This window comes from Sphingomonas sp. PEI4, assembly GCF_056679955.1.
On record NZ_CM155258.1, the window covers coordinates 2,161,404 to 2,179,833 of the forward strand.

Here is an 18,430-nt window from a genome sequence, read left to right on the forward strand (position 1 = left end):
GGGCGTCCGCGCCAAATTGCCACCGTTCACGGGCGTTCCTCTCCTGTTCAACCGTTTCGCCGCTCGCCGTATCGACGATACGCAGTGGCCTCACCGCGGTGCTGTTTTCGCATCCTCGGCGATCCTAGCTGGCCAAGCCTCGGATCAACAAGACCCCATGAAGAATCCATCAATCTTGTCCTACAAAATGATTGATTGCGCGATTTGATCGTTTTAGCGTGACGCCAAGTCGTATGGAAAACCAGCGACACTAAGGGGGAGAGAGACATGAACGCGAAAGCACGCCTTTACGCATCCGTGGCCGCCGCAGCGATCGCCACGGTGGCGCCGGCAACCGCACAGACTTCCGATACCACGCAGACCAGGGCCGGCGGCCAGGACCTGCCCAAGCCGACAACGGCGTCGGACCAGAATGCCAACCCCGCCGCACCACAGCCGTCGGTCCAGGAGAGCCCGACCGAGGGCGGTGACGAGATCGTCGTGACCGGCCTCCGTCGCAGCCTCCAGTCGGCGCAGGCGATCAAGCGCAATTCAGACGGCATCGTCGATGCGATCGTCGCCGAGGATATCGGCAAGCTGCCGGACACGTTCGCGTCGTCCGCGCTCGCGCGGGTGTCGGGCGTGCAGGTGACGCGTGGCGGCGGCGAGTCGGCGGGTGTCACGGTGCGCGGCTTGCCCGATCTCAGCACCACCTATAACGGCCGCGAAATCTTCACCGCGGAAGGCCGCTTCGTCCAGATCCAGGATTTCCCTGCCGGCACGGTCGCCGCGCTCGAAGTCTATAAATCGGGCACCGCCAACCTGATCGAGGGCGGCATCGGCGGCCAGGTCAACGTTCGCGGCCGTCGGCCATTCGATTTCAACGGCTTCGAACTGTCGGGATCGTTGAACGGGGTGAACTGGCAACAGTCGGGCAAGATGTCGTGGAACGGCAATCTGCTCGTCAGCGACCGGTGGGACACCGGGATCGGCGAGATGGGCCTGCTCGTCAACGCATCCTATGTCGGCATTAATTTCCTGGATGCCACGCGCGAGCAATCGCTGGTGGTTGGCACCACCAATTCGGCGAACACGCCGGATACTGCCGGCGGAGTCCGCTATCCGGACGCACAATCGCTCTTCCTGGGTTATGGTCGACGCTGGCGGCCATCCGCCAACGCAGCGTTCCAGTGGAAGCCAACGCCCGAACTCGAAATCTATGTCGACGGTCTGTACCAAGGGTATCGCGGACGCGACTCCAACCGGTTCATGTTCGTTCCGATCTTCGGCGGTGCCGACTTCCAGCTGACGAACCTGACGACGCGTCCCGGCAACGCGAACGTGGCGCAAAGCGCGACCGTGACGGGGGCCAATGCACCGGACGGCTATTATGGTTCGGCCAACGGTACGACCAACACCTACCAGGCGGGTGGCGGCGCGATCTGGAAGCATGACAATCTGCAGATCTCGGGCGACGTCGCCTACACCGACAGCAGCTACACTTTCGATCTGATCAACATCGACTATACGTTCCGAAGCTCGCCGGTGCGCAATGTCGTGTTCGAAGCCCCCGGAACCGACGGCGGCCCGACGTTGAACCTGGGCGACTTCAACCTGACCGATCCGGCCAATTACCTCAGCCGCGGCTTCTTCCAGGAATATACCAAGGTCGGCGGCAAGGACATCCAGTCGCGCGTCGATGTCCAGTATGATTTCGGCGGCGGCCTGTTGAAGCGCTTGCAGTTCGGCGTCCGCTACAATGATCGCGACGCCAACCGCGATCGCGGCGCGCCGTACATCTTCAACCTGCCCGCGCAGTTGCCGATCACCGCGCTGCCGGTCAGCACGGAATCCACGCTTGCCGGGTTCGGCTACAACAACACCTTCCCCATCCGCACCTTCACCGCGATCCCGTCGAGCAGCATCCGCGATAATCTCGTCGCCCTGCGAAGCTTCTACGGGGCGCCGGCAGGACGACCGGAATTCAACCCTTCGGAGAATTTCCGGGCGAACGAAAAGGCGCTGGCCGCCTATGCTCAGGTCAAATACGGGTTCGACATCGGCAGCGTGGTCGTCGACGGCGTCGTCGGTTTGCGCGCGATCCGCACCAAGAACCGCATCAGCGGCTTCCTGCGCGACGAACAGACGACGGGGAACTTCGTCATCACCCCGATCACCGCGAAGAACGAATACACCGACTACCTGCCTAACGTCAGCGCACGTGTAGCCGCCACCGATGAGTTGCAGCTCCGGCTAGCCTACACGCAGACGCGGACCCGGCCGAACTTCTTCGACCTCAATCCTGCGCTGACCGTGGGATCACCGCCGACGATCGATCCGAACAATCCGCCAAACCCGAACGACCCCAACAGCAACGTGCGCAACATCACCGCCGGCAACCCGAACCTGTCGCCGCTGACGTCGAACAACTACGACGCGAGCCTCGAATGGTATTTCTCGCGAAGCGGTTCACTGACCGGCGCGATCTTCCGGCGTGATGCGCAGGGCTTCATCTCGAACACCACGGTCTTCACCACCGACCCCACTTATGGTCGCGTCCGCTTCACGCAGCCCGAAAATACCGGCGCGACGCGGTTCCAGGGCGTCGAAGTCGGCTTTACGAGCTTCCTCGACATCGACGGCCTCCCCAATTGGGCAAAGGGCTTCGGCCTCCAGGCCAATGGTACCTATGTGGACTCCAAGGGCGATCTGGCCTCGACGCTCGCGACGTCGCCCAACGTTGCCGGCCAGCAGCAGCGCTTCAACGGCGTATCGAAATGGACCTATAATCTGGTCGGGCTGTACGAGCGCCCGTTCTTCTCGGCGCGTGTCGCGTATAATTTCCGCTCGGACTTCGTTCAATATTACAGCCAGGAGCCGCTCGACGTCGACGTCAACGGCGCGCAACGCACCGGCGGGGTCATCGAGAAAGCGCGCGGACAGCTCGATCTGTCGGCAACGGTCACGCCGGTTCCGAGCGTTACTCTGGCATTCGACATCGTCAACGTGCTGGGCAATCCAATCCGACGCTATCGTGAGTTCAACGACGCCGGCGACCAGTTCGCCCGCCAGATCTTCTACCTCGAACGCACTTATTCGCTCGGCGTACGGTTTCGGTTCTGACCTGACTCAGCGATTATAGGAGATATACTCATGCAGCGTGCGGATTTCAGGCAGATTAGCGTAACTACCCCGGTTCTCAAGGCGGTGTTCGTGCTCGAGGCCGGGCAGCCAGCACAATGACGCGACATCGGGGACCGTGGATCGCAGGCGCAATCGGGGTCGCACTGGTTACGGCGGCGGCAGGCACCGCGCGCAACCCGGTGTTCCAAGGTGCTGACCCGCACGCAATGATGATCGATGGCGAGATGTGGATCTTTCCGACTGGCGGTCCGGGTGGAAGCTGGGCCGCGGACCGGTTCGGCGCCTTCTCTTCGCGTGACCTCCAGACCTGGACCAGCCGTGGCGAGATCTTGCGACGTGATCAGATCCGCTGGATCGGCGACAACGGTGCGAAGGCGCATTTTCTGTCGGCACGGGGCGTCGCGACACGTGGCGGCAAATGGTATCTCTATTATTCGGTCGGGCCGCAGAATCCGACCCGAGCCGGATCGGCGTCGCCGTCGCGGACGCACCGCGGGGGGCCTACCGCGACAGCGGTCGGCCTCTGGTGACCGGCGGCCGGCAGGCGAACGGCGCGAAGCTGCGTGTCTGGGAGCTCGGTCGCGACATGGTCAGTCTCGCGCGGGAGGTCCGGTCGACCAGCCGCCCAATTTTACCGAGGGGCGTTCATGCGCGAGCGTAACGGTGTCTATTATCTCTCGTACAGCTGCGGCCACTGGGCTGCCCCGATTACTCCGTCCATTACGCAACGTCCCGCTCGCCGATCGGTCCGTGGCGCTAACCGCGGAACCATCCTGAAGCGCGACGCGTCACATCAAGGCCCGGGCCACCACAGCTTCGTCCGCATCCGCAAAGGCGATTGGCTCATCATATACCACCGTTAGGACCAGTCATCCGGTACCACGCCGTTGAAGGGCGAGCGCTAGGTCGCGATCGACCGTGTTCGCTATGCCGCCGATGGGCCTATAGTGCCTATCGCAATGACCGACGGCGATGACGCGCCGACGCTGCCCCGCATTGGGAGACGGGGCGAATAAGACGGTACAGTTACTATCCACCGTATGGATAATTATTTGTTTTCAACCAGCCGTAATCTCTGAGCAAGCGGCTGATCAGTAGCGGTGACATTCGAGCTCCTCTGCCGAAACAAAACGAACGGCGGTTTACGCACGCCAACGGCCCGAAAGCGGCCAGGCGGCTTTCCACCATTCACCCCCGAATACTCCGCAAGAACCCCCGCCTCGCCCGTTAGCTTCTTACGTGCCTTTTGATGCAGTTGGGATATCTGATGCGCAGCGCGCTGACACGTGGCCTACGCCGCAAGATCCCTCCTACGGTGATGCAAATTGATGCACCTGCCACCCCATTTAACACGCTTATCCCCCCGCCTCGCCCGCGAGCTTTTCGTGTCGGTTCCGGTGCATTAACAGGCAACAACCAGTCCCACGGTATTCCGCCGCTTTTGGCCACATATCACGGCATCATCGACGGTGCGCTTCGGTGCACCAACAGCCGCCTGGGCGAAACCGCATGTACCAAGTCCATGTAGGACGTTTAAACACGCCAAACCGCTCGACTCCTATCGCCGCGGGTTTGCGCCGGCGCACTGTCACAGAGTACGACCGAGCACCGCCGGGTCGTGTCCCGGGTGGTGGTGTAGCTCGGCGGTAGTGAAGCTGACCGGCCGCGCGCTATCCCCGAGCGCTGTAGCGGCCGGTCAGGTTCACGGGTGGCCATCGAAGATCTTCGGATAGGTGTGGGTTGCGAAACTCAACCAACGGAGACCTTCGATGACCGACGATACGATGAACCTGCAGGCGCTGGTGGGAAAGAGCGCGGATGCAGATTTTCTGCGCGAGATGATAGGCTTTGCCGCGCAGCGGCTGATGGACCTGGAGGTCGGCAATCTGACCGGCGCTGGATATGGCGAGAAGAGCAGCGACCGGCTTGCCCAACGTAACGGTTACCGCGAGCGGGACTGGGAGACGCGGGCCGGCACGGTGGAGTTGCGGATCCCCAAGCTGAGGACGGGCAGCTACTTTCCCGCCTTCCTGGAGCCCCGGCGCCTTTCAGAAAAAGCGCTGACCGCGGTCGTCCAGGAGGCGTACATCCAGGGCATCTCGACCCGCTCGGTCGACGACCTGGTGAAGGCCATGGGAATGTCGGGCATCTCGAAGAGCCAGGTGAGCCGGCTGTGCGAGGAGATCGACATCCGCGTGAAGGCGTTCCTCGAGCGGCCTATCGAGGGCGACTGGCCATACGTGTGGGTCGACGCGACGTACCTGAAGGTCCGCCAAGCCGGCCGGATCGTCTCGGTCGCGGTTACCATTGCGGTCGGCGTGAACTGCGACGGCAGGCGCGAGGTGCTCGGCATGGCGATTGGTGCGTCGGAGGCCGAGACATTCTGGACAGACTTCCTGCGCGGCCTCGCACGGCGAGGCTTACGTGGCGTGAAACTCGTCATCTCGGATGCACATGAGGGTATCAAAGCAGCCGTATCGCGGGTGTTCAGCGCAACGTGGCAACGGTGTCGAGTCCACTTCGCGCGCAACGCCACAGCCCATGCTGGAAAGAGCGGTCGCCGCGTTGTCTCAGCTTTTATCGCCACGGCTTATGCCCAGGAAACGCCCGAGGCTGCCAAGGGGCAATGGCGAAAGGTTGCCGACCAGCTCAGACCCACCGTCCCGAAGCTCGCCAAGCTGATGGATACGGCGGAGGAGGACGTGCTCGCCTACATGTCGTTCCCGCCGCAGCATCGCACCAAGCTGCACAGCACCAATCCACTCGAACGCCTGAACGGCGAGATCAAGCGGCGCACCGGCGTGGTCGGCATCTTCCCCAACGAGGATGCCATCACCCGCCTCGTCGGCGCCTTGCTGCTCGAGCAGAACGACGAGTGGGCGGTCCAGCGAGGACGTTACATGACGCTGGAAAGCGTGACGCAATTGAGCGATGATCCCGCAGTCACGTTGTCGTCCATGGCGGCGTGATTGACCCGGCCCTGCCCGGAGATCAAAGCGGCTACGCCGCTGAAGCTACACCACGCGGTGGGACACGATCCACCGCCGGACAGGACCCGCCGCCCATGCCCAGAACATCGGGTCATTTGAAGAACCTGTCACGGTCATCGATGGGCGATCTTCCCTTTCTATAAATGAATGGTGCTGGTTTCAGACCGCTAGGCGGACTCGCGCTCATTCTCGTCCAGCGCGTCCGCAAGTCGGGCGAGGGCAGCCGCCAGCGCCTCGTTCCGGACACCAAATCCCACCGCTTCGCGCAACGGCAACTGAGCCACCATCTCCGCCTGCTCGGTGCGGGTCTGCTTAAGATGCTGGACCATGTCGGCAGGCATCGGCGCGGGACCAACGATACGCTCCACGATCACGCGGGCAAACGCCGGAATGCAGAGTCGGTACGCGTTGCTGATCTGGCGGATTCTGGGTCCGGCACCTTCTGCTTCAGGAATCGGTTCTGTCCTGCGGACCCAATCCAAAAAACCGTGGTCCTTGAGCGCTTTCAACGCGCGCACGATAGCGTCACGCGAGCGTCGCAACTTTCCCATCAGATAGTCGATCGACGGCTCAAGCCGGCCTGACCGGTGACACACGATGCGATACAGCGCGCGCAGGACTTCTAGCCCAACGTGACCTAGCGGTCCGTTACGCTTGCCAGGCTGCTTGTGCTGCCGGTCATATCCTTCTGCAGCGATCATCGCCGGGCCCATCTGACGCTTCCTGAGCGGGCGCCAGAACCGGGCCTCGCAGGAGCCCTTGGGAAAGCTGTCGCGCCGGACGCGGTTACGCGAGATGCCGTACTGGCTCGCCCTACCGCCAATAATCTCGTGGAGCGAGCGCGCGGTCATGCCACCGCTCCCTCGGCGGCAACGCCTAGCGGCGCGGTCCTTCGAGCAGTTCCGCTGCTGGCGCAAACCCATCGAGCAGAAGGTCCGCCCACTCCTGCGCGATCTCGATACGACGCGGCAGGTACGCGGCGCGGTTGTAGGTCGCCTCGACGCGGTCTGGAATATGCGCGAGCATGAGATCGATGATGGCCCGATCGCCCGGTCTGTCGAGCGCCTCCGCGCGTTCGTTCATCACCGTCGAGAATGTCGATCGCCAGCCGTGCGGCACATGCCGCGCCCGGACCGCCAGGCGATTGTAGAAATACCCGATCGCATTCTCGCTGATCGGTTTGTGGGCATGGCGCTGGCTCGGAAAAACCAGTGGGCCGCGCGGTGCGAAGGCACGCGCTGCCCGGAGCACATCCATCGCCTGTCTGGACAGTGGTGCTAGAAAATCGAAGCGGTCGTCCTGCTTGCGCGCGACCTTCAATTTCATCCGGTCCGCCGGGATGCGCCACACCGGCGCATCCTCGTTCAACGGCTCCAGCTCGGCCCAACTGGTCGTTCGAAGCGCCCCCGGCCGCAGTGCCGTCAGCGCGAGAAGTCGCGACGCGAGCTTGGTCATGGGATGCGCTGCCGATGCCTCGGCTGCCATCAATAGCGCACGGGCTTCCTCGATCGATCCCAGCGCCGGCTGCCGTTTCTTGATGAGCGGCTTCATCGCTCCACGAATTGATACAGCCGGATCGCTCGTCGCGTATCCCGACGCTATCGCAAAGCCGTACACAGCTGAGATGCGCTGCCGAACGCGACGCGCGGTCTCGACCGATGGCCGCTCCTCAATCCGCCGTACCAGTTGCAGCACCATGGGCGAGGTCACCGCTGCGACTGGCGTCGAGCCGATATACGGAAAGACATCCTTCGCTAGGCTGTTCAGGACGTTCGCCGCATGCACCGCGACCCAGCTCGACAGCTGCTGGGCATGCCATTCCCGCGCTACCGCCTCGAACGTCGTTGCCTGCTCGATATGACGGACGGCAGCGGTTTGCTTGCGGTCGACGCTCGGATCGGTCCCTGCCTTCAAAAGTCGCGACGCCACGTCCCGGTGCTCGCGCGCGCGCGCCAGGCTGACTTCGGGATAGCTGCCCAGCACAAGCAGCTTTTCTTTGCCGGCGATTCGATACTTCCAGCGCCACGAACGAAAGCCCGTGGTCGTCACGAACAGATGAAGCCCCCGGGCATCGGACAGCTTGTAGCTCTTCTCCGCTGCCTTGGCCTGTCGGCAGCGTAATTCGGTCAGCACTCGATACCCCCAGAATACCCCCAACAAGCGTGCGCTTGGCTGAGACACAATGGGACGATGGGAGGCTATCGCACAAGAGAAACCAAGGCAAACCCTTGGCTTATGAGACGGAATGGACGCTGTGGAAAGGCAGGGTGGCGGAGCGGGAGGGATTCGAACCCTCGATACGCTTTTGACGTATACTCACTTTCCAGGCGAGCGCCTTCGACCACTCGGCCACCGCTCCGCATTGCTCTGGAAGGGCGTCTGCTAGTGCGGGTTTGGCCGGGGCGCAAGCGATTGCGTGCGGTGATCGGCTGGGGCAGTCTGCGGGGATGTTGAATATCCTTCTCGCCGCCATGCTTGCGCAAGCCGTTCCGGCCGCCGCGACGCTCCCGTCAGATCCGATTGCGGCGGACTGGGTCGCGGTGCCGGACGACGAACTGGTGGTGTTCACCTTGGCCAATGGGCACCGGTTTACCGTGCGGCTGGCGCCCCGATATGCGCCTGTGCACGTCGCCAATATCCGCAAGCTTGCCGCGGCGCATTGGTGGGATCTGGGGACCAGCGTGTACCGGTTGCAGGACAATTACGTCGCGCAATGGGGCGATGCGACCGAGAAGAAACCGTTGGTCGCGGGCGTCGTCGCCAATCCGCCGGCGGAATATTCGCATGCCGGGCCGACGACGGTGGCACGGCTGTCGCAGCGCGACCCTTATGCCGAATGGGCGGGATATAGCCGCGACGGCTGGTCGCTGGCGGGCAATGGCGCGACCGAGTGGCTGCCGCATTGCTACGGCATGGTCGGCGTCGCGCGCGATCTGGCGCCGAGCACGGGGAGCGGCGCGGAGTTGTATACCGTGATCGGGCATTCGCCGCGCGCGTTGGACCGGAACATCGCGGTGGTGGGGCGGGTGATCGATGGTGTCGAGTGGCTGTCGTCGCTGCCACGTGGGACGGGGGATCTGGGGTTCTACAAGACCGAGGGGGAGCGGAGCCCAATCGTGTCCGCCCGCCTCGCGAGCGAACTCCCTGCCGCCCAGCGGCCGCGCTTCGAATATCGCGCGGCGGACAATCCGCGGTTTGTGGCCTGGATCGCGTCACGCGAGAACCGGCCGGGCCCGTTCTTCACGGTGCCTGCCGGGGGAGCGGACATCTGTGCCGCGCTGCCCCCGGTTCGCAAGGCGCCCTAGCGGATGACCGGAGGCTTGCCGAACAGGCCCGCGTTATAGTCCTCGATCGCGCGGACGATCTCTTCGCGGGTGTTCATCACGAAGGGGCCGTGTGAGACGACGGGTTCGCCGATCGGGTCTGCGTGGCCGTAGAGGATCGTGGCCGGTGCCTCGGTCGTCACGGTGATCGTGTCGCCGTCCACCGCGAAGGTGGCCAGATGGTGCGGCTTGATCGGCGTGCCGTTCGCCGAGGGGGCGCCGGCGACGACGTAGAAGAAGACCGCGCGGCCACTCGGGGCGGGCAGGTCGACCCTGGCGCCGGCTTCAAGCTCGACGGTCATCATCGCGACGTCGGTCAGCGACTCCATCGGGCCGCGCTCGTCTCCGAAGCCGCCCGAGATCAGGTTCACGACACCGCCATCGACCGGGATCGCGGGAATGTCCTCGCGTTGGAGGCCGGTATAGGTGGGCTTGGTCATCTTGAGGCGGCCGGGGAGGTTGACCCAGAGTTGCAGGATCTCAAGCGGGCCGCCGTCGCGCTTGAACGACGCCGGCGAGATTTCCGCGTGGATCAGGCCCGAGCCCGCCGTCATCCACTGAACGCCGCCCGCGCGGATGACGCTCTCGTGCCCGCCGCTGTCGAGATGCGCCATCTCGCCCTTGAGGATGAAGCTGACGGTCTCGAACCCGCGGTGCGGATGCGGGCCGAACGGCAGGCCGGTGTTGCCGGGGCGATAGGTCTGCGGGCCGTGATGGTTGAGGAACAGGAACGGATCGACCTGCGGCAGGCCGGGCCCCGGCAGCGGGCGCCGGGTGACGAGATCGGCGATGTCGTCGCGCTGGGCCGGATACTGGTTGAGGACCTGCCGCATGTCAGGATGCCTCGCGGTCTGCGGTGGTGGGCCGCGCGATGTCGGCGAGCAGGTCGTCGATGCCGGCGACGAGGAAATCGAGCGTGCGCTGGTCGGTGAGGCGACCGTCGGCGATCTTCTCGTGAACCGCGCCGACGACGGCTTGTGGACGCAGCACGGTCCGGGCACCAATCGAGGCCAACGTCTCGTTGAGTTGTGCATGAGCACGCGCGCCGCCGACTGCACCGGGCGAAGAGGTAAGCGTGAAGACCGGCTTCCCCGTCAGCGTCGCCTTGCCGTGCGGGCGCGAGGCCCAGTCGAGCGCGTTCTTCAGGACGCCGGACATGCCGTGGTTGTATTCCGGGGAGGCGATGACGATCCCGTCGGCCGCGCCGATTGCGGCGCGCAGGGCTGCGACGGCGGCGGGGGGCGTGTCGGTGTCGGCGTCCTGGTCATAGAGCGGCACGTCGTTCAGCGCGAAGACCCTCAGCGCGGCCTTGTCGGCCACCGCTTCGCCAAGCGTGGTCAGGATGACGGTGTTGTACGAGCCGCGGCGCAGGCTGCCGGAGATGGCGAGCAGAACGGGAAGAGCCATGGAAATTCCTTTTAGTTGAAGCGGTAGCCGGAGATCGCGGTTTGCAGCACGCGCTCGCTATAGTTTTGCGTGCCCCGCTCGTCGGAAGCACCGGCGGCGACCATCAGCGGCAGGAGATGCTCCTCGCGGGGGTGCGAGAGTCGACCGGCGGGGGCTTCGGCCCAGTTGGCGAGCGCTTGAGCACGAGCGGTCGGTTCGGACTCGACGGCCGCGGTGAGCCATTGGTCGAACGCTTCGGACGGCGCGGTGAAGCGCGGGTCGCCGTAGCCGCGCATATTGTGGAAGCTCATGCCCGAGCCGACGATCAGGACGCCCTCATCGCGCAACGGGGCAAGCGCGCGGCCGGCGGCAGCGTGGAGCGCCGGATCGAGATCGCGGTCGACCGACATCTCGACGACCGGGATGTCGGCGTCGGGGAACGCGACCTTCATCGGGATGAAGACGCCGTGATCGAGGCCGCGCGTCGGGTTGACGGTGGCGGTCAGGCCGGCGCCGCGGAGCAGGTCGGCAGCGCGGGCGGCCAAGGCGGGATCGCCCGGCGCGTCGTAGCGGAGCTCGTAGGTATGCGCCGGGAAGCCGCCATAGTCGTAGATCAGCGGCGGGGTGGTGGCGCCGGTGAAGGCGAAGCCGCGGGTTTCCCAATGGCCGGAGACGACAAGAATCGCCTTGGGCTTTGCGGGCAACGAGGCGGCGATCGACCGGAGGTACGCGGCCATGCCGGTCCAGTTACCGGCATGGTCGTCCATGAAGAAACAGGGCCCGCCACCATGCGGGATGAAGAGGGCTGGTTGGCGGGTGTTTGTCATGGCTTCGAGGTAGGCGGCGGCGGGGGCGATCGAAAGGGCGCGAATGGCAACGCTGCGTTGCCGGTTGGCGCGCGCGTCACGTCCAGTAAAGGATCCGGGCTTGCGGCAGCTTCGCGGCGATCTCGTCCTGGAAGACGCTGCGAAGCGCGCGCATCGTGTCCGCGTCGTAGACGTATTTGACCGAGCCGAACTTCGTGCGCTTTTCGGTCCGGTTGGCCATGCTGAGGTCGAGCGACGAGCCGGGATACCAGGTTTCGAGTACCGCCTTCGATCCAGGCGTATAGCGATGGGTGATCAGTTCGATCGTCACGTCGGGTACGTCGGCGAGCACCCTGCCCGCCTCCGCCAGCAATTCGCCATACGCCTCGCGCCAGCCTTCGGCGGCAATGATTGGCGCGACCGTCAGCCCGATCTTGTAGCCCGCGTCCGCCATTTTCCGCAACGCGAGCAACCGCGCCGCGACCGGGCTAGTGCCGCCTTCGAAGCGCGCATAGGCGGCGGGGTTGATCGAGGCGCGCATGCGGGTGCGACCGCGGTGGTCTAGTTCCAACAGCGGCTCCACCGCGTCGAACTTGGTGGTGAAGCGCAACTGCACGTCCGCCTCCCACGCGCCGAAATGCGCGATCAGCGCGGAGAGCGATCCGGTGACGTGCTCGATGCCGAGCGGATCGGTGTAGCAGGACGCCTCGAATGTCGTGCCCTCATGCGCGCGGGCGGTCGAGCGCGAGGTGACGGTGCCCTGGCCAAGATGCGCGGGCAGTTCGGCGAGGATCTCCGGCAGGTTCGCGTAGACGCGCGTGATGGGCGGGCCTTTCAGCGAACCGGCCAGGTAGCAATAGCCACAATGCGCGGGGCACCCTTCGGCGAGGTCGATCCGCCAGTCCGCGCTGGGGGCAATCGGCTGGAGCTTGCGCTTCGACGGCGGCGCGACGACCAGCGCAAGCGTCGCCTTTGCCTCGGCGTAGGCGCGGCGGGAATCGTCGGGGAAGTCGAGCTTGAGGCGGTCGCTCGGTAGCGTCGTGACGGGAACGCCTAGCGCAGTCGCGCGGGCGGCAATTTCGGCGCCGTGCTCCCAGGTCAGCGCGGACGGGGTCGCGAGCAGTCGCTTTGGCTGCCAGAGTCGTGAGGGTTTTGGCGCTGGCATCGATGGACAACGCGCGCCTTCGCCCAAGCGTTGCGGCTATTTTACCGGGCGCTTCTCAAGCTTCCGCGCGAGCGTGCGGCGGTGCATGCCCAAGCGGCGCGCGGTCTCCGAGATGTTGAAGTCGGTTTCGGCGAGCGTGGTGTGGATGCGCTCCCATTCGAGCGTCTTGATCGAGGTCGGGCGTTCGGAGAGTTCGGTGTCGACGCTGCCCTCGGTGCGATCGAATGCCGCCTCGATATCGTCGGTGTTCGAAGGCTTTACGAGATAGTGCGAAGCGCCGAGCTTGATCGCCTCGACCGCCGTGGCGATGCTCGCGAAACCGGTGAGGACGACGACGAGGATCGCGGGGTCGTGTGCGTGGAGTGTTTGGACACAGACCAGGCCGGACGCGCCGCCAAGCTTCAGGTCGACGACGGCGTAGCGCGGCGTGCGCTCGGCCAGTTGCTCGACGAGTTCCTCGTGGCTGGCGGCCTGCATCACTTCATAGCCACGGCGTTCGAACGAGCGCCGCAAAGTCCGTGCGAAGGTCTCGTCGTCCTCGACGATGGCAAGGAGTTTCGGTTCGGTCACGGCGTCCGTCATGGCGTCCGTCACGAGAGGGCAATCGCGGAGAGGGGCATGGTGATCGTGACTTCCGCGCCGCCGCCTTCGCAGTTCACGACGGACACGCCGCCACCGAGTTTGCGCATGACGTTGACCGCCAGGAACAGGCCGAGGCCGTGGCCGGGTTCGCGTTTGCTCGATTGATAGGGCTTGCCGAAACTGGCGAGCCGTTCGTCGCTGAAGCCGGGGCCGCGATCACGGACGATCAGCGCGAGGTTGCCGTCGTTGCGTTCGCCGCGGAACGCGACCCAGTGCGGCGAGGCTTCGGCGGCGTTGTCGAGCACGTTGGCAATCACCTGTTTGAGCGCGGGGTCGGACACGACCTGCGGATCGTCGCCGACCCGGGTGGTATAGTCGAACTCGACGCCGGCGTGCACCGCACGCCATTCGTCGACGATCCCGTCGAGGAGCTGGTGGAGCGGCATGATCTCGGGCGCTTCGCCGCGGGCTTCGCCAGCAGAAAGCAGGATGCCGGTGACGATCGCCTTGCAGCGCTGGACCTCGGATTGCATCTCGACGATTTCGGCCTGAAGGTCGGCAGCGTCGGCAAGCACTGGCATACGACGCCAATCGGCGAGGATGACCGCGATCGATGCGAGCGGCGTGCCGAGTTCATGCGCGGCCCCCGACGCGAGCAGGCCCATGCGGACAATGTGATCCTCCTCCGCAGCCTGCTGGCGGAGGTCGGCGAGGCGCGTGTCGCGGGCGCGCAAATTGCCCGTAATGCGGGTCATGAAGAGCATGAGCAGCGTCGCGATCAGCATGAAGCAGAGCAGCGAGCCGATCGTGTAGAGGATGAAATACTCGCCGCTGTAGTCGGCCGGCAGGACCAGCGGTCGGTAATAGAGCGTGAGCAGGCCGAAACAGGCCGCGGTGACGACGACGATCGCCCAGCTCGACCAGCGATCGAGCAGCACGGCGCCGAGCACGACGTGGAGCAGGTAGAGCGAGATGAACGGGTTGCTCGCCCCGCCCGCGAGATAGAGCTGGGTGGTGAGCAAGCCGACGTCGAACAGGAGGGCGAGCAGGAGCTGGACGTTTGCCCCCTTGCGCCACCCATAAAGCGGCATGCTCGCAAGGTTGAGGCCGACCGCGGCGGCAAGCGCCGCCATCATAGGCAAGAGCGGAAGGTCGAAGCCGAGGGCAAAGCGCGCGAACAAGATCGTGACGAACTGGCCGGCGACGGCGATCCAGCGCAGCGTCACCAGTTGCCGCATGTTGGCGTTGCCGGTCGCGTCGGTACGCGCGGTGGCGAGCGCGAGCCAGCGTTGCCAGCCCTGGCGTGCCGACGCCGAAGTCATGCGTCCGCGGACCCGTGCCGCTTGCGCGTATCCTGGCGTACGAACACAACGAACGCGAACACAGTCATCGCGGCGAGCGCGAACCAAGTCAGCATGTAGACGAGGTGGCTGTTCGGGAAGGCGATGATCGTAAGGCCGCCGACGGGAGCGGCACTACCTGACTTGTCCGCATCGACGAAATAAGGCGCGACGTTCGAGAGACCGCGCGCCTTGGCGATTGCGGCGACGTCGCGCGAATACCAGTTGCCCGCGACGGGATCGTTGCTGCGAAGGAAGCCGCCCTCGGGTTCGGTGATGCGGAGATACCCTGTGATCGTGACCCGGCCCATCGGCTTGCCATGCCCGACGCGCTGCTCGGGCGAGACGTAGCCGCGGTTGACGAGGACGGTGAAGCCTTGGACGGTCCGCAAGGGCGTGACGACCCAATAGCCGCTGCCGAGCGCGGTAGCCGCGCGGACGAGCGTTTCCCGCGTGTTATCGAAGGTGCCGTCGAGCCGGATCCGGCGATAGGCATCGCTGGTGGCGGCAATCGCGCCCCATGACGCGGGCCCCGGCGGCGCAACCGGCGCGGCGTGCGCGCGGGCCGCGACCTGTTCGATCAGGTTGAGCTTCCAGGCGCGACGCTCGACCTGCCAGATGCCGAGCGCCATGAACCCGGCGAACAGCAGCAGTGCGACCAGGCCTGCTACATAGACGGCAGGGCCCGGTCGCGTCTGCATCACATGTCTGCCGCGGCCTGCATCGGCATCATGTTCGCGTTCATGTGGTACATGACCCAGATCGACCCCGCGAGCGTGATGACGACGAGGATGATCGTGAAGATCAGCGCCATCATCGTCCAGCCGCCCTCCGACTTGCCGCTCATGTGCAGGAAGTAGATCATGTGGACGACGATTTGCGCGACCGCGAACACCATCACGACGAGCGCCGCGGTCGACGGGTCCTTGAATGCGCCGGTCATGACCGCCCAGAACGGGATCGCGGTCAGGATGACCGAGAGGAAGAACCCCTTGAGGTAGCTGCCCCGCGTGCCGTGTGCGGCGCCGTTGTCGTGGTCGTGATCGGCGTGCGGGTTGTTCGCCGGTGCTTGGGGATCGCTCATCGTAGGGTGCCCATGAGATAGACGAAGGTGAAGACGCCGATCCAGATGACGTCGAGGAAATGCCAGAACATGCTGAGGCACATCAGGCGGCGCTTGTTGGCGGCGATCAGGCCGTGCTTCTGGACCTGCACCATCAGCGTGACGAGCCAGATCAGGCCCATCGTGACGTGAAGGCCATGCGTGCCGACCAGCGTGAAGAACGACGACAGGAACGCGCTGCGGGTCGGCCCTGCGCCCTCATGGATAAGGGTGGCGAACTCGTACATTTCGATCGACAGGAAGCACAGGCCGAACAGCCCGGTGAACACCAGCCACATCTGCATGATGCGCTGGCGCCCTTCCTCCATCGACAGCATCGCGAAGCCGTAGGTGATCGACGAGAACAGCAGCATCGCGGTGTTCACCGCCACCAGCGGCAGCTCGAAGATCTCCTTCGGGCTGGGCCCGCCGGCATAGCTGTTGCCGAGCACGGCATAGGCCGCGAACAGCACCGCGAAGATGAGGCAATCGCTCATCAGGTACATCCAGAAGCCCAGCATCGTGCTGCTGCCCTCCGGATGCTCGTGCTCGTCGATCTCGTAGAACGAGACCGGCTCGCCCTCTTTGTTCATCGGTGTAGCGGACATCGCGTCAGGCTCCCTGGGTCGCGAGCTGGCGGGTGCGCGCGTCCTCGCTGGCGATCACGTCCTCGACCGGGATGTAGAAGTCGCGCTTGTAGTTGAAGGTGTGGAAGATCGTCGTCGCGAAGATGCCGAGCAGCGCCAGCCCCGCGAGCCACCAGATGTACCAGATCATCGCGAACCCGAATGCCACGCTGAGCCCGGCGAGCACGACGCCCGTGCCGGTGCCGCTGGGCATATGGATCGCCTTGAAGCCGGAGACCGGGCGCGTGTGCTTGCGGTCCTTCATGTCGTACCAGGCATCCAGATCGTGGATGATCGGCGTGAACGCGAAGTTGTATTCCGGCGGCGGCGACGACGTCGACCACTCCAGCGTGCGGCCACCCCAAGGGTCGCCGCTATGATCGGCAAGCGCCTCGCGGTTACGGATGCTGACGAAGATCTGCATCAGGAACGCAGCGATACCCGCTGCAATCATCGCCGCGCCCACGCCGGCGATGACGAACCAGATCTGCAGGTTCGGATCGTCGAAATAGCGCATCCGGCGGGTCACGCCCATCAGGCCGAGCACGTAGAGCGGCATGAACGCGAAGTAGAAACCGACGACCCAGCACCAGAACGAGATCGTGCCCCACTTCTTGTCCAGCTTGAAGCCGAACGCTTTCGGGAACCAGTAGTTGATCCCGGCGAACATGCCGAACAGCGTGCCGCCGATGATCACGTTATGGAAATGCGCGACCAGGAACAGCGAGTTGTGCAGCACGAAATCGGCTGGCGGCACCGCGAGCAGCACGCCGGTCATGCCGCCGATCGTGAAGGTCACCATGAAGGCGATCGTCCACATCATCGGCAGTTCGAACCGAATCCGCCCCTTGTACATCGTGAACAGCCAGTTGAAGATCTTGGCCCCGGTCGGGATCGAGATGATCATCGTGGTGATGCCGAAGAACGAGTTCACGCTCGCGCCGGAGCCCATCGTGAAGAAGTGGTGCAGCCAGACGAGGTAAGCGAGGATCGTGATGACGAGCGTCGCATAGACCATCGAGCTGTAGCCGAAGAGGCGCTTGCCCGAGAAGGTCGAGGTGACTTCCGAGAAGATGCCGAACGCGGGCAGGACCAGGATGTAGACCTCGGGGTGACCCCAGATCCAGATCAGGTTGACGTACATCATCGGGTTGCCGCCGGCGTCGTTCGTGAAGAACGCGGTGCCGATGTAGCGGTCGAGCGACAGCATCGCGAGAACCGCGGTCAGCACCGGGAAGGCGGCGATGATCAGGATGTTGGTGCAGAGCGACGTCCAGGTGAAGATCGGCATCTTCATCATGGTCATGCCGGGCGCGCGCATCTTGACGATCGTCGCGACCAGATTGACGCCGGACAACAGCGTCCCGATGCCCGCGATCTGCAACGCCCAGATATAGTAATCGACACCGACGTCGGGCGAGTATGCGAGGCCCGAAAGGGGCGGCATCGCCAGCCAACCGGTCCGCGCGAACTCGCCGATGAACAGCGACATCATCACGATGATCGCGCCGGCCGTGGTCATCCAGAAGCTGAAATTGTTGAGGAACGGGAACGACACGTCGCGCGCACCGATCTGGAGCGGGACGACATAGTTCATGAGGCCCGTGACCATCGGCATCGCCACGAAGAAGATCATGATCACGCCGTGCGCGGTGAAGACCTGGTCATAGTGGTGCGCGGTCAGATAGCCTTCCGAGCCGTTGAACGCGATCGCCTGCTGCGCGCGCATCATGATCGCGTCGGAGAACCCGCGCAGCAGCATGACGATCGCGAGGATCATGTACATGATCCCGATCTTCTTGTGGTCCACGCTCGTGAACCATTCTTTCCACAGATAGCCCCAGACCTTGAAATAGGTCAGCGCCGCTACGAGGCCGAGACCACCGATCGCGACCATCGCGAAGGTGGCGACGACGATCGGTTCGTGCAGCGGCAGCGACTCCAGGGTCAGGCGGCCGAAGATAGTCTTCAACAGGGTGTCGTTCAT

At 64.4% G+C, this 18,430-nt stretch carries 17 protein-coding genes and 1 tRNA gene; 5 read left to right on the forward strand and 13 right to left on the reverse strand.

Annotation, left to right across the window (positions count from 1 at the left end):
• Positions 1-267 precede the first annotated feature (267 nt).
• The 4 genes from AC1MLZ_RS09865 to AC1MLZ_RS09880 all read left to right on the forward strand — a co-directional run bounded on the left by AC1MLZ_RS09865 (position 268) and on the right by AC1MLZ_RS09880 (position 6,092).
• Positions 268-3,102 carry a TonB-dependent receptor gene (locus tag AC1MLZ_RS09865; protein WP_480958290.1) on the forward strand — a complete coding sequence of 945 codons (2,835 nt, stop codon included), beginning with the start codon at positions 268-270 and terminating at the stop codon, positions 3,100-3,102.
• Positions 3,103-3,218: 116 nt separating this feature from the next.
• Complete coding sequence (locus tag AC1MLZ_RS09870) at positions 3,219-3,653, forward strand: family 43 glycosylhydrolase (RefSeq protein ID WP_480958291.1); 435 nt, start codon at positions 3,219-3,221, stop codon at positions 3,651-3,653.
• Between the two features lie 117 nt (positions 3,654-3,770).
• The gene (locus AC1MLZ_RS09875) at positions 3,771-3,986 is read left to right on the forward strand and encodes a family 43 glycosylhydrolase (RefSeq protein WP_480958292.1); all 216 of its coding nucleotides are present in this window, start codon (positions 3,771-3,773) and stop codon (positions 3,984-3,986) included.
• 906 nt (positions 3,987-4,892) lie between these two features.
• Positions 4,893-6,092, forward strand: a complete 1,200-nt coding sequence (locus AC1MLZ_RS09880) for an IS256 family transposase (protein WP_480958293.1) — start codon at positions 4,893-4,895, stop codon at positions 6,090-6,092.
• Between the two features lie 188 nt (positions 6,093-6,280).
• Here the strand turns inward: AC1MLZ_RS09880 and AC1MLZ_RS09885 are convergent, their stop codons facing one another.
• From AC1MLZ_RS09885 to AC1MLZ_RS09895, 3 genes are all read right to left on the reverse strand, one after another.
• Positions 6,281-6,964: a replication protein A gene (locus AC1MLZ_RS09885; RefSeq protein ID WP_480958294.1), complete on the reverse strand. Its 684-nt coding sequence runs from the start codon at positions 6,962-6,964 to the stop codon at positions 6,281-6,283.
• Between the two features lie 25 nt (positions 6,965-6,989).
• Positions 6,990-8,246, reverse strand: coding sequence for a tyrosine-type recombinase/integrase (locus AC1MLZ_RS09890; protein WP_480958295.1), 1,257 nt, complete (start codon positions 8,244-8,246; stop codon positions 6,990-6,992).
• A gap of 135 nt (positions 8,247-8,381) precedes the next feature.
• Positions 8,382-8,472, reverse strand: a tRNA-Ser gene (locus AC1MLZ_RS09895).
• Positions 8,473-8,560: 88 nt separating this feature from the next.
• Between AC1MLZ_RS09895 and AC1MLZ_RS09900 the strand changes: the two genes are divergently transcribed.
• Positions 8,561-9,418 (forward strand): peptidylprolyl isomerase, encoded by an 858-nt coding sequence (locus tag AC1MLZ_RS09900; RefSeq protein ID WP_480958296.1) that lies wholly within the window; start codon positions 8,561-8,563, stop codon positions 9,416-9,418.
• On the opposite strand, the gene AC1MLZ_RS09905 is transcribed toward AC1MLZ_RS09900, so the two are convergent.
• The 10 genes from AC1MLZ_RS09905 to cyoB form a co-directional block, all read right to left on the reverse strand.
• Entirely contained in the window at positions 9,415-10,269 is an 855-nt protein-coding gene (locus AC1MLZ_RS09905) for a pirin family protein (protein WP_480958297.1), read from the reverse strand. The two genes, AC1MLZ_RS09900 and AC1MLZ_RS09905, sit on opposite strands and share 4 nt — an antisense overlap.
• Before the next feature lies 1 nt (position 10,270).
• Positions 10,271-10,843 carry an NADPH-dependent FMN reductase gene (locus AC1MLZ_RS09910; RefSeq protein WP_480958298.1) on the reverse strand — a complete coding sequence of 191 codons (573 nt, stop codon included), beginning with the start codon at positions 10,841-10,843 and terminating at the stop codon, positions 10,271-10,273.
• Between the two features lie 11 nt (positions 10,844-10,854).
• Positions 10,855-11,649, reverse strand: a complete 795-nt coding sequence (locus tag AC1MLZ_RS09915) for a DODA-type extradiol aromatic ring-opening family dioxygenase (protein WP_480958299.1) — start codon at positions 11,647-11,649, stop codon at positions 10,855-10,857.
• A 76-nt stretch (positions 11,650-11,725) separates the two neighbouring features.
• Complete coding sequence (locus AC1MLZ_RS09920; RefSeq protein WP_480958300.1) at positions 11,726-12,793, reverse strand: spore photoproduct lyase family protein; 1,068 nt, start codon at positions 12,791-12,793, stop codon at positions 11,726-11,728.
• A 36-nt stretch (positions 12,794-12,829) separates the two neighbouring features.
• Complete coding sequence (locus AC1MLZ_RS09925) at positions 12,830-13,363, reverse strand: response regulator transcription factor (RefSeq protein WP_480958301.1); 534 nt, start codon at positions 13,361-13,363, stop codon at positions 12,830-12,832.
• Between the two features lie 20 nt (positions 13,364-13,383).
• The gene (locus AC1MLZ_RS09930) at positions 13,384-14,697 is read right to left on the reverse strand and encodes an ATP-binding protein (protein WP_480958302.1); all 1,314 of its coding nucleotides are present in this window, start codon (positions 14,695-14,697) and stop codon (positions 13,384-13,386) included.
• A complete protein-coding gene (locus tag AC1MLZ_RS09935; RefSeq protein WP_480958303.1) occupies positions 14,694-15,416 on the reverse strand; it encodes an SURF1 family protein in 723 nt (240 codons plus the stop codon). The genes AC1MLZ_RS09930 and AC1MLZ_RS09935 overlap by 4 nt, the downstream gene beginning before the upstream one ends.
• Complete coding sequence (gene cyoD / locus AC1MLZ_RS09940) at positions 15,416-15,799, reverse strand: cytochrome o ubiquinol oxidase subunit IV (RefSeq protein WP_480958304.1); 384 nt, start codon at positions 15,797-15,799, stop codon at positions 15,416-15,418. Before cyoD ends, AC1MLZ_RS09935 begins: the two co-directional genes overlap by 1 nt.
• The gene (gene cyoC, locus AC1MLZ_RS09945; protein ID WP_480958305.1) at positions 15,796-16,425 is read right to left on the reverse strand and encodes a cytochrome o ubiquinol oxidase subunit III; all 630 of its coding nucleotides are present in this window, start codon (positions 16,423-16,425) and stop codon (positions 15,796-15,798) included. The genes cyoD and cyoC overlap by 4 nt, the downstream gene beginning before the upstream one ends.
• Positions 16,426-16,429: 4 nt before the next feature.
• Positions 16,430-18,430 (reverse strand): cytochrome o ubiquinol oxidase subunit I, encoded by a 2,001-nt coding sequence (cyoB, locus tag AC1MLZ_RS09950; RefSeq protein WP_480958306.1) that lies wholly within the window; start codon positions 18,428-18,430, stop codon positions 16,430-16,432.

Coding starts and splice junctions, on each gene's coding strand:
- AC1MLZ_RS09885 (WP_480958294.1), bottom strand. CDS start 6,964: ATGACCGCGCGCTCGCTCCACGAGATTATTGGCGGTAGGGCGAGCCAG.
- AC1MLZ_RS09875 (WP_480958292.1), top strand. CDS start 3,771: ATGCGCGAGCGTAACGGTGTCTATTATCTCTCGTACAGCTGCGGCCAC.
- AC1MLZ_RS09920 (WP_480958300.1), bottom strand. CDS start 12,793: ATGCCAGCGCCAAAACCCTCACGACTCTGGCAGCCAAAGCGACTGCTC.
- cyoD (WP_480958304.1), bottom strand. CDS start 15,799: ATGAGCGATCCCCAAGCACCGGCGAACAACCCGCACGCCGATCACGAC.
- AC1MLZ_RS09880 (WP_480958293.1), top strand. CDS start 4,893: ATGACCGACGATACGATGAACCTGCAGGCGCTGGTGGGAAAGAGCGCG.
- AC1MLZ_RS09910 (WP_480958298.1), bottom strand. CDS start 10,843: ATGGCTCTTCCCGTTCTGCTCGCCATCTCCGGCAGCCTGCGCCGCGGC.
- AC1MLZ_RS09905 (WP_480958297.1), bottom strand. CDS start 10,269: ATGCGGCAGGTCCTCAACCAGTATCCGGCCCAGCGCGACGACATCGCC.
- AC1MLZ_RS09900 (WP_480958296.1), top strand. CDS start 8,561: ATGTTGAATATCCTTCTCGCCGCCATGCTTGCGCAAGCCGTTCCGGCC.
- AC1MLZ_RS09930 (WP_480958302.1), bottom strand. CDS start 14,697: ATGACTTCGGCGTCGGCACGCCAGGGCTGGCAACGCTGGCTCGCGCTC.
- AC1MLZ_RS09870 (WP_480958291.1), top strand. CDS start 3,219: ATGACGCGACATCGGGGACCGTGGATCGCAGGCGCAATCGGGGTCGCA.
- AC1MLZ_RS09935 (WP_480958303.1), bottom strand. CDS start 15,416: ATGCAGACGCGACCGGGCCCTGCCGTCTATGTAGCAGGCCTGGTCGCA.
- AC1MLZ_RS09915 (WP_480958299.1), bottom strand. CDS start 11,649: ATGACAAACACCCGCCAACCAGCCCTCTTCATCCCGCATGGTGGCGGG.
- AC1MLZ_RS09865 (WP_480958290.1), top strand. CDS start 268: ATGAACGCGAAAGCACGCCTTTACGCATCCGTGGCCGCCGCAGCGATC.
- cyoB (WP_480958306.1), bottom strand. CDS start 18,430: ATGAACGACACCCTGTTGAAGACTATCTTCGGCCGCCTGACCCTGGAG.
- cyoC (WP_480958305.1), bottom strand. CDS start 16,425: ATGTCCGCTACACCGATGAACAAAGAGGGCGAGCCGGTCTCGTTCTAC.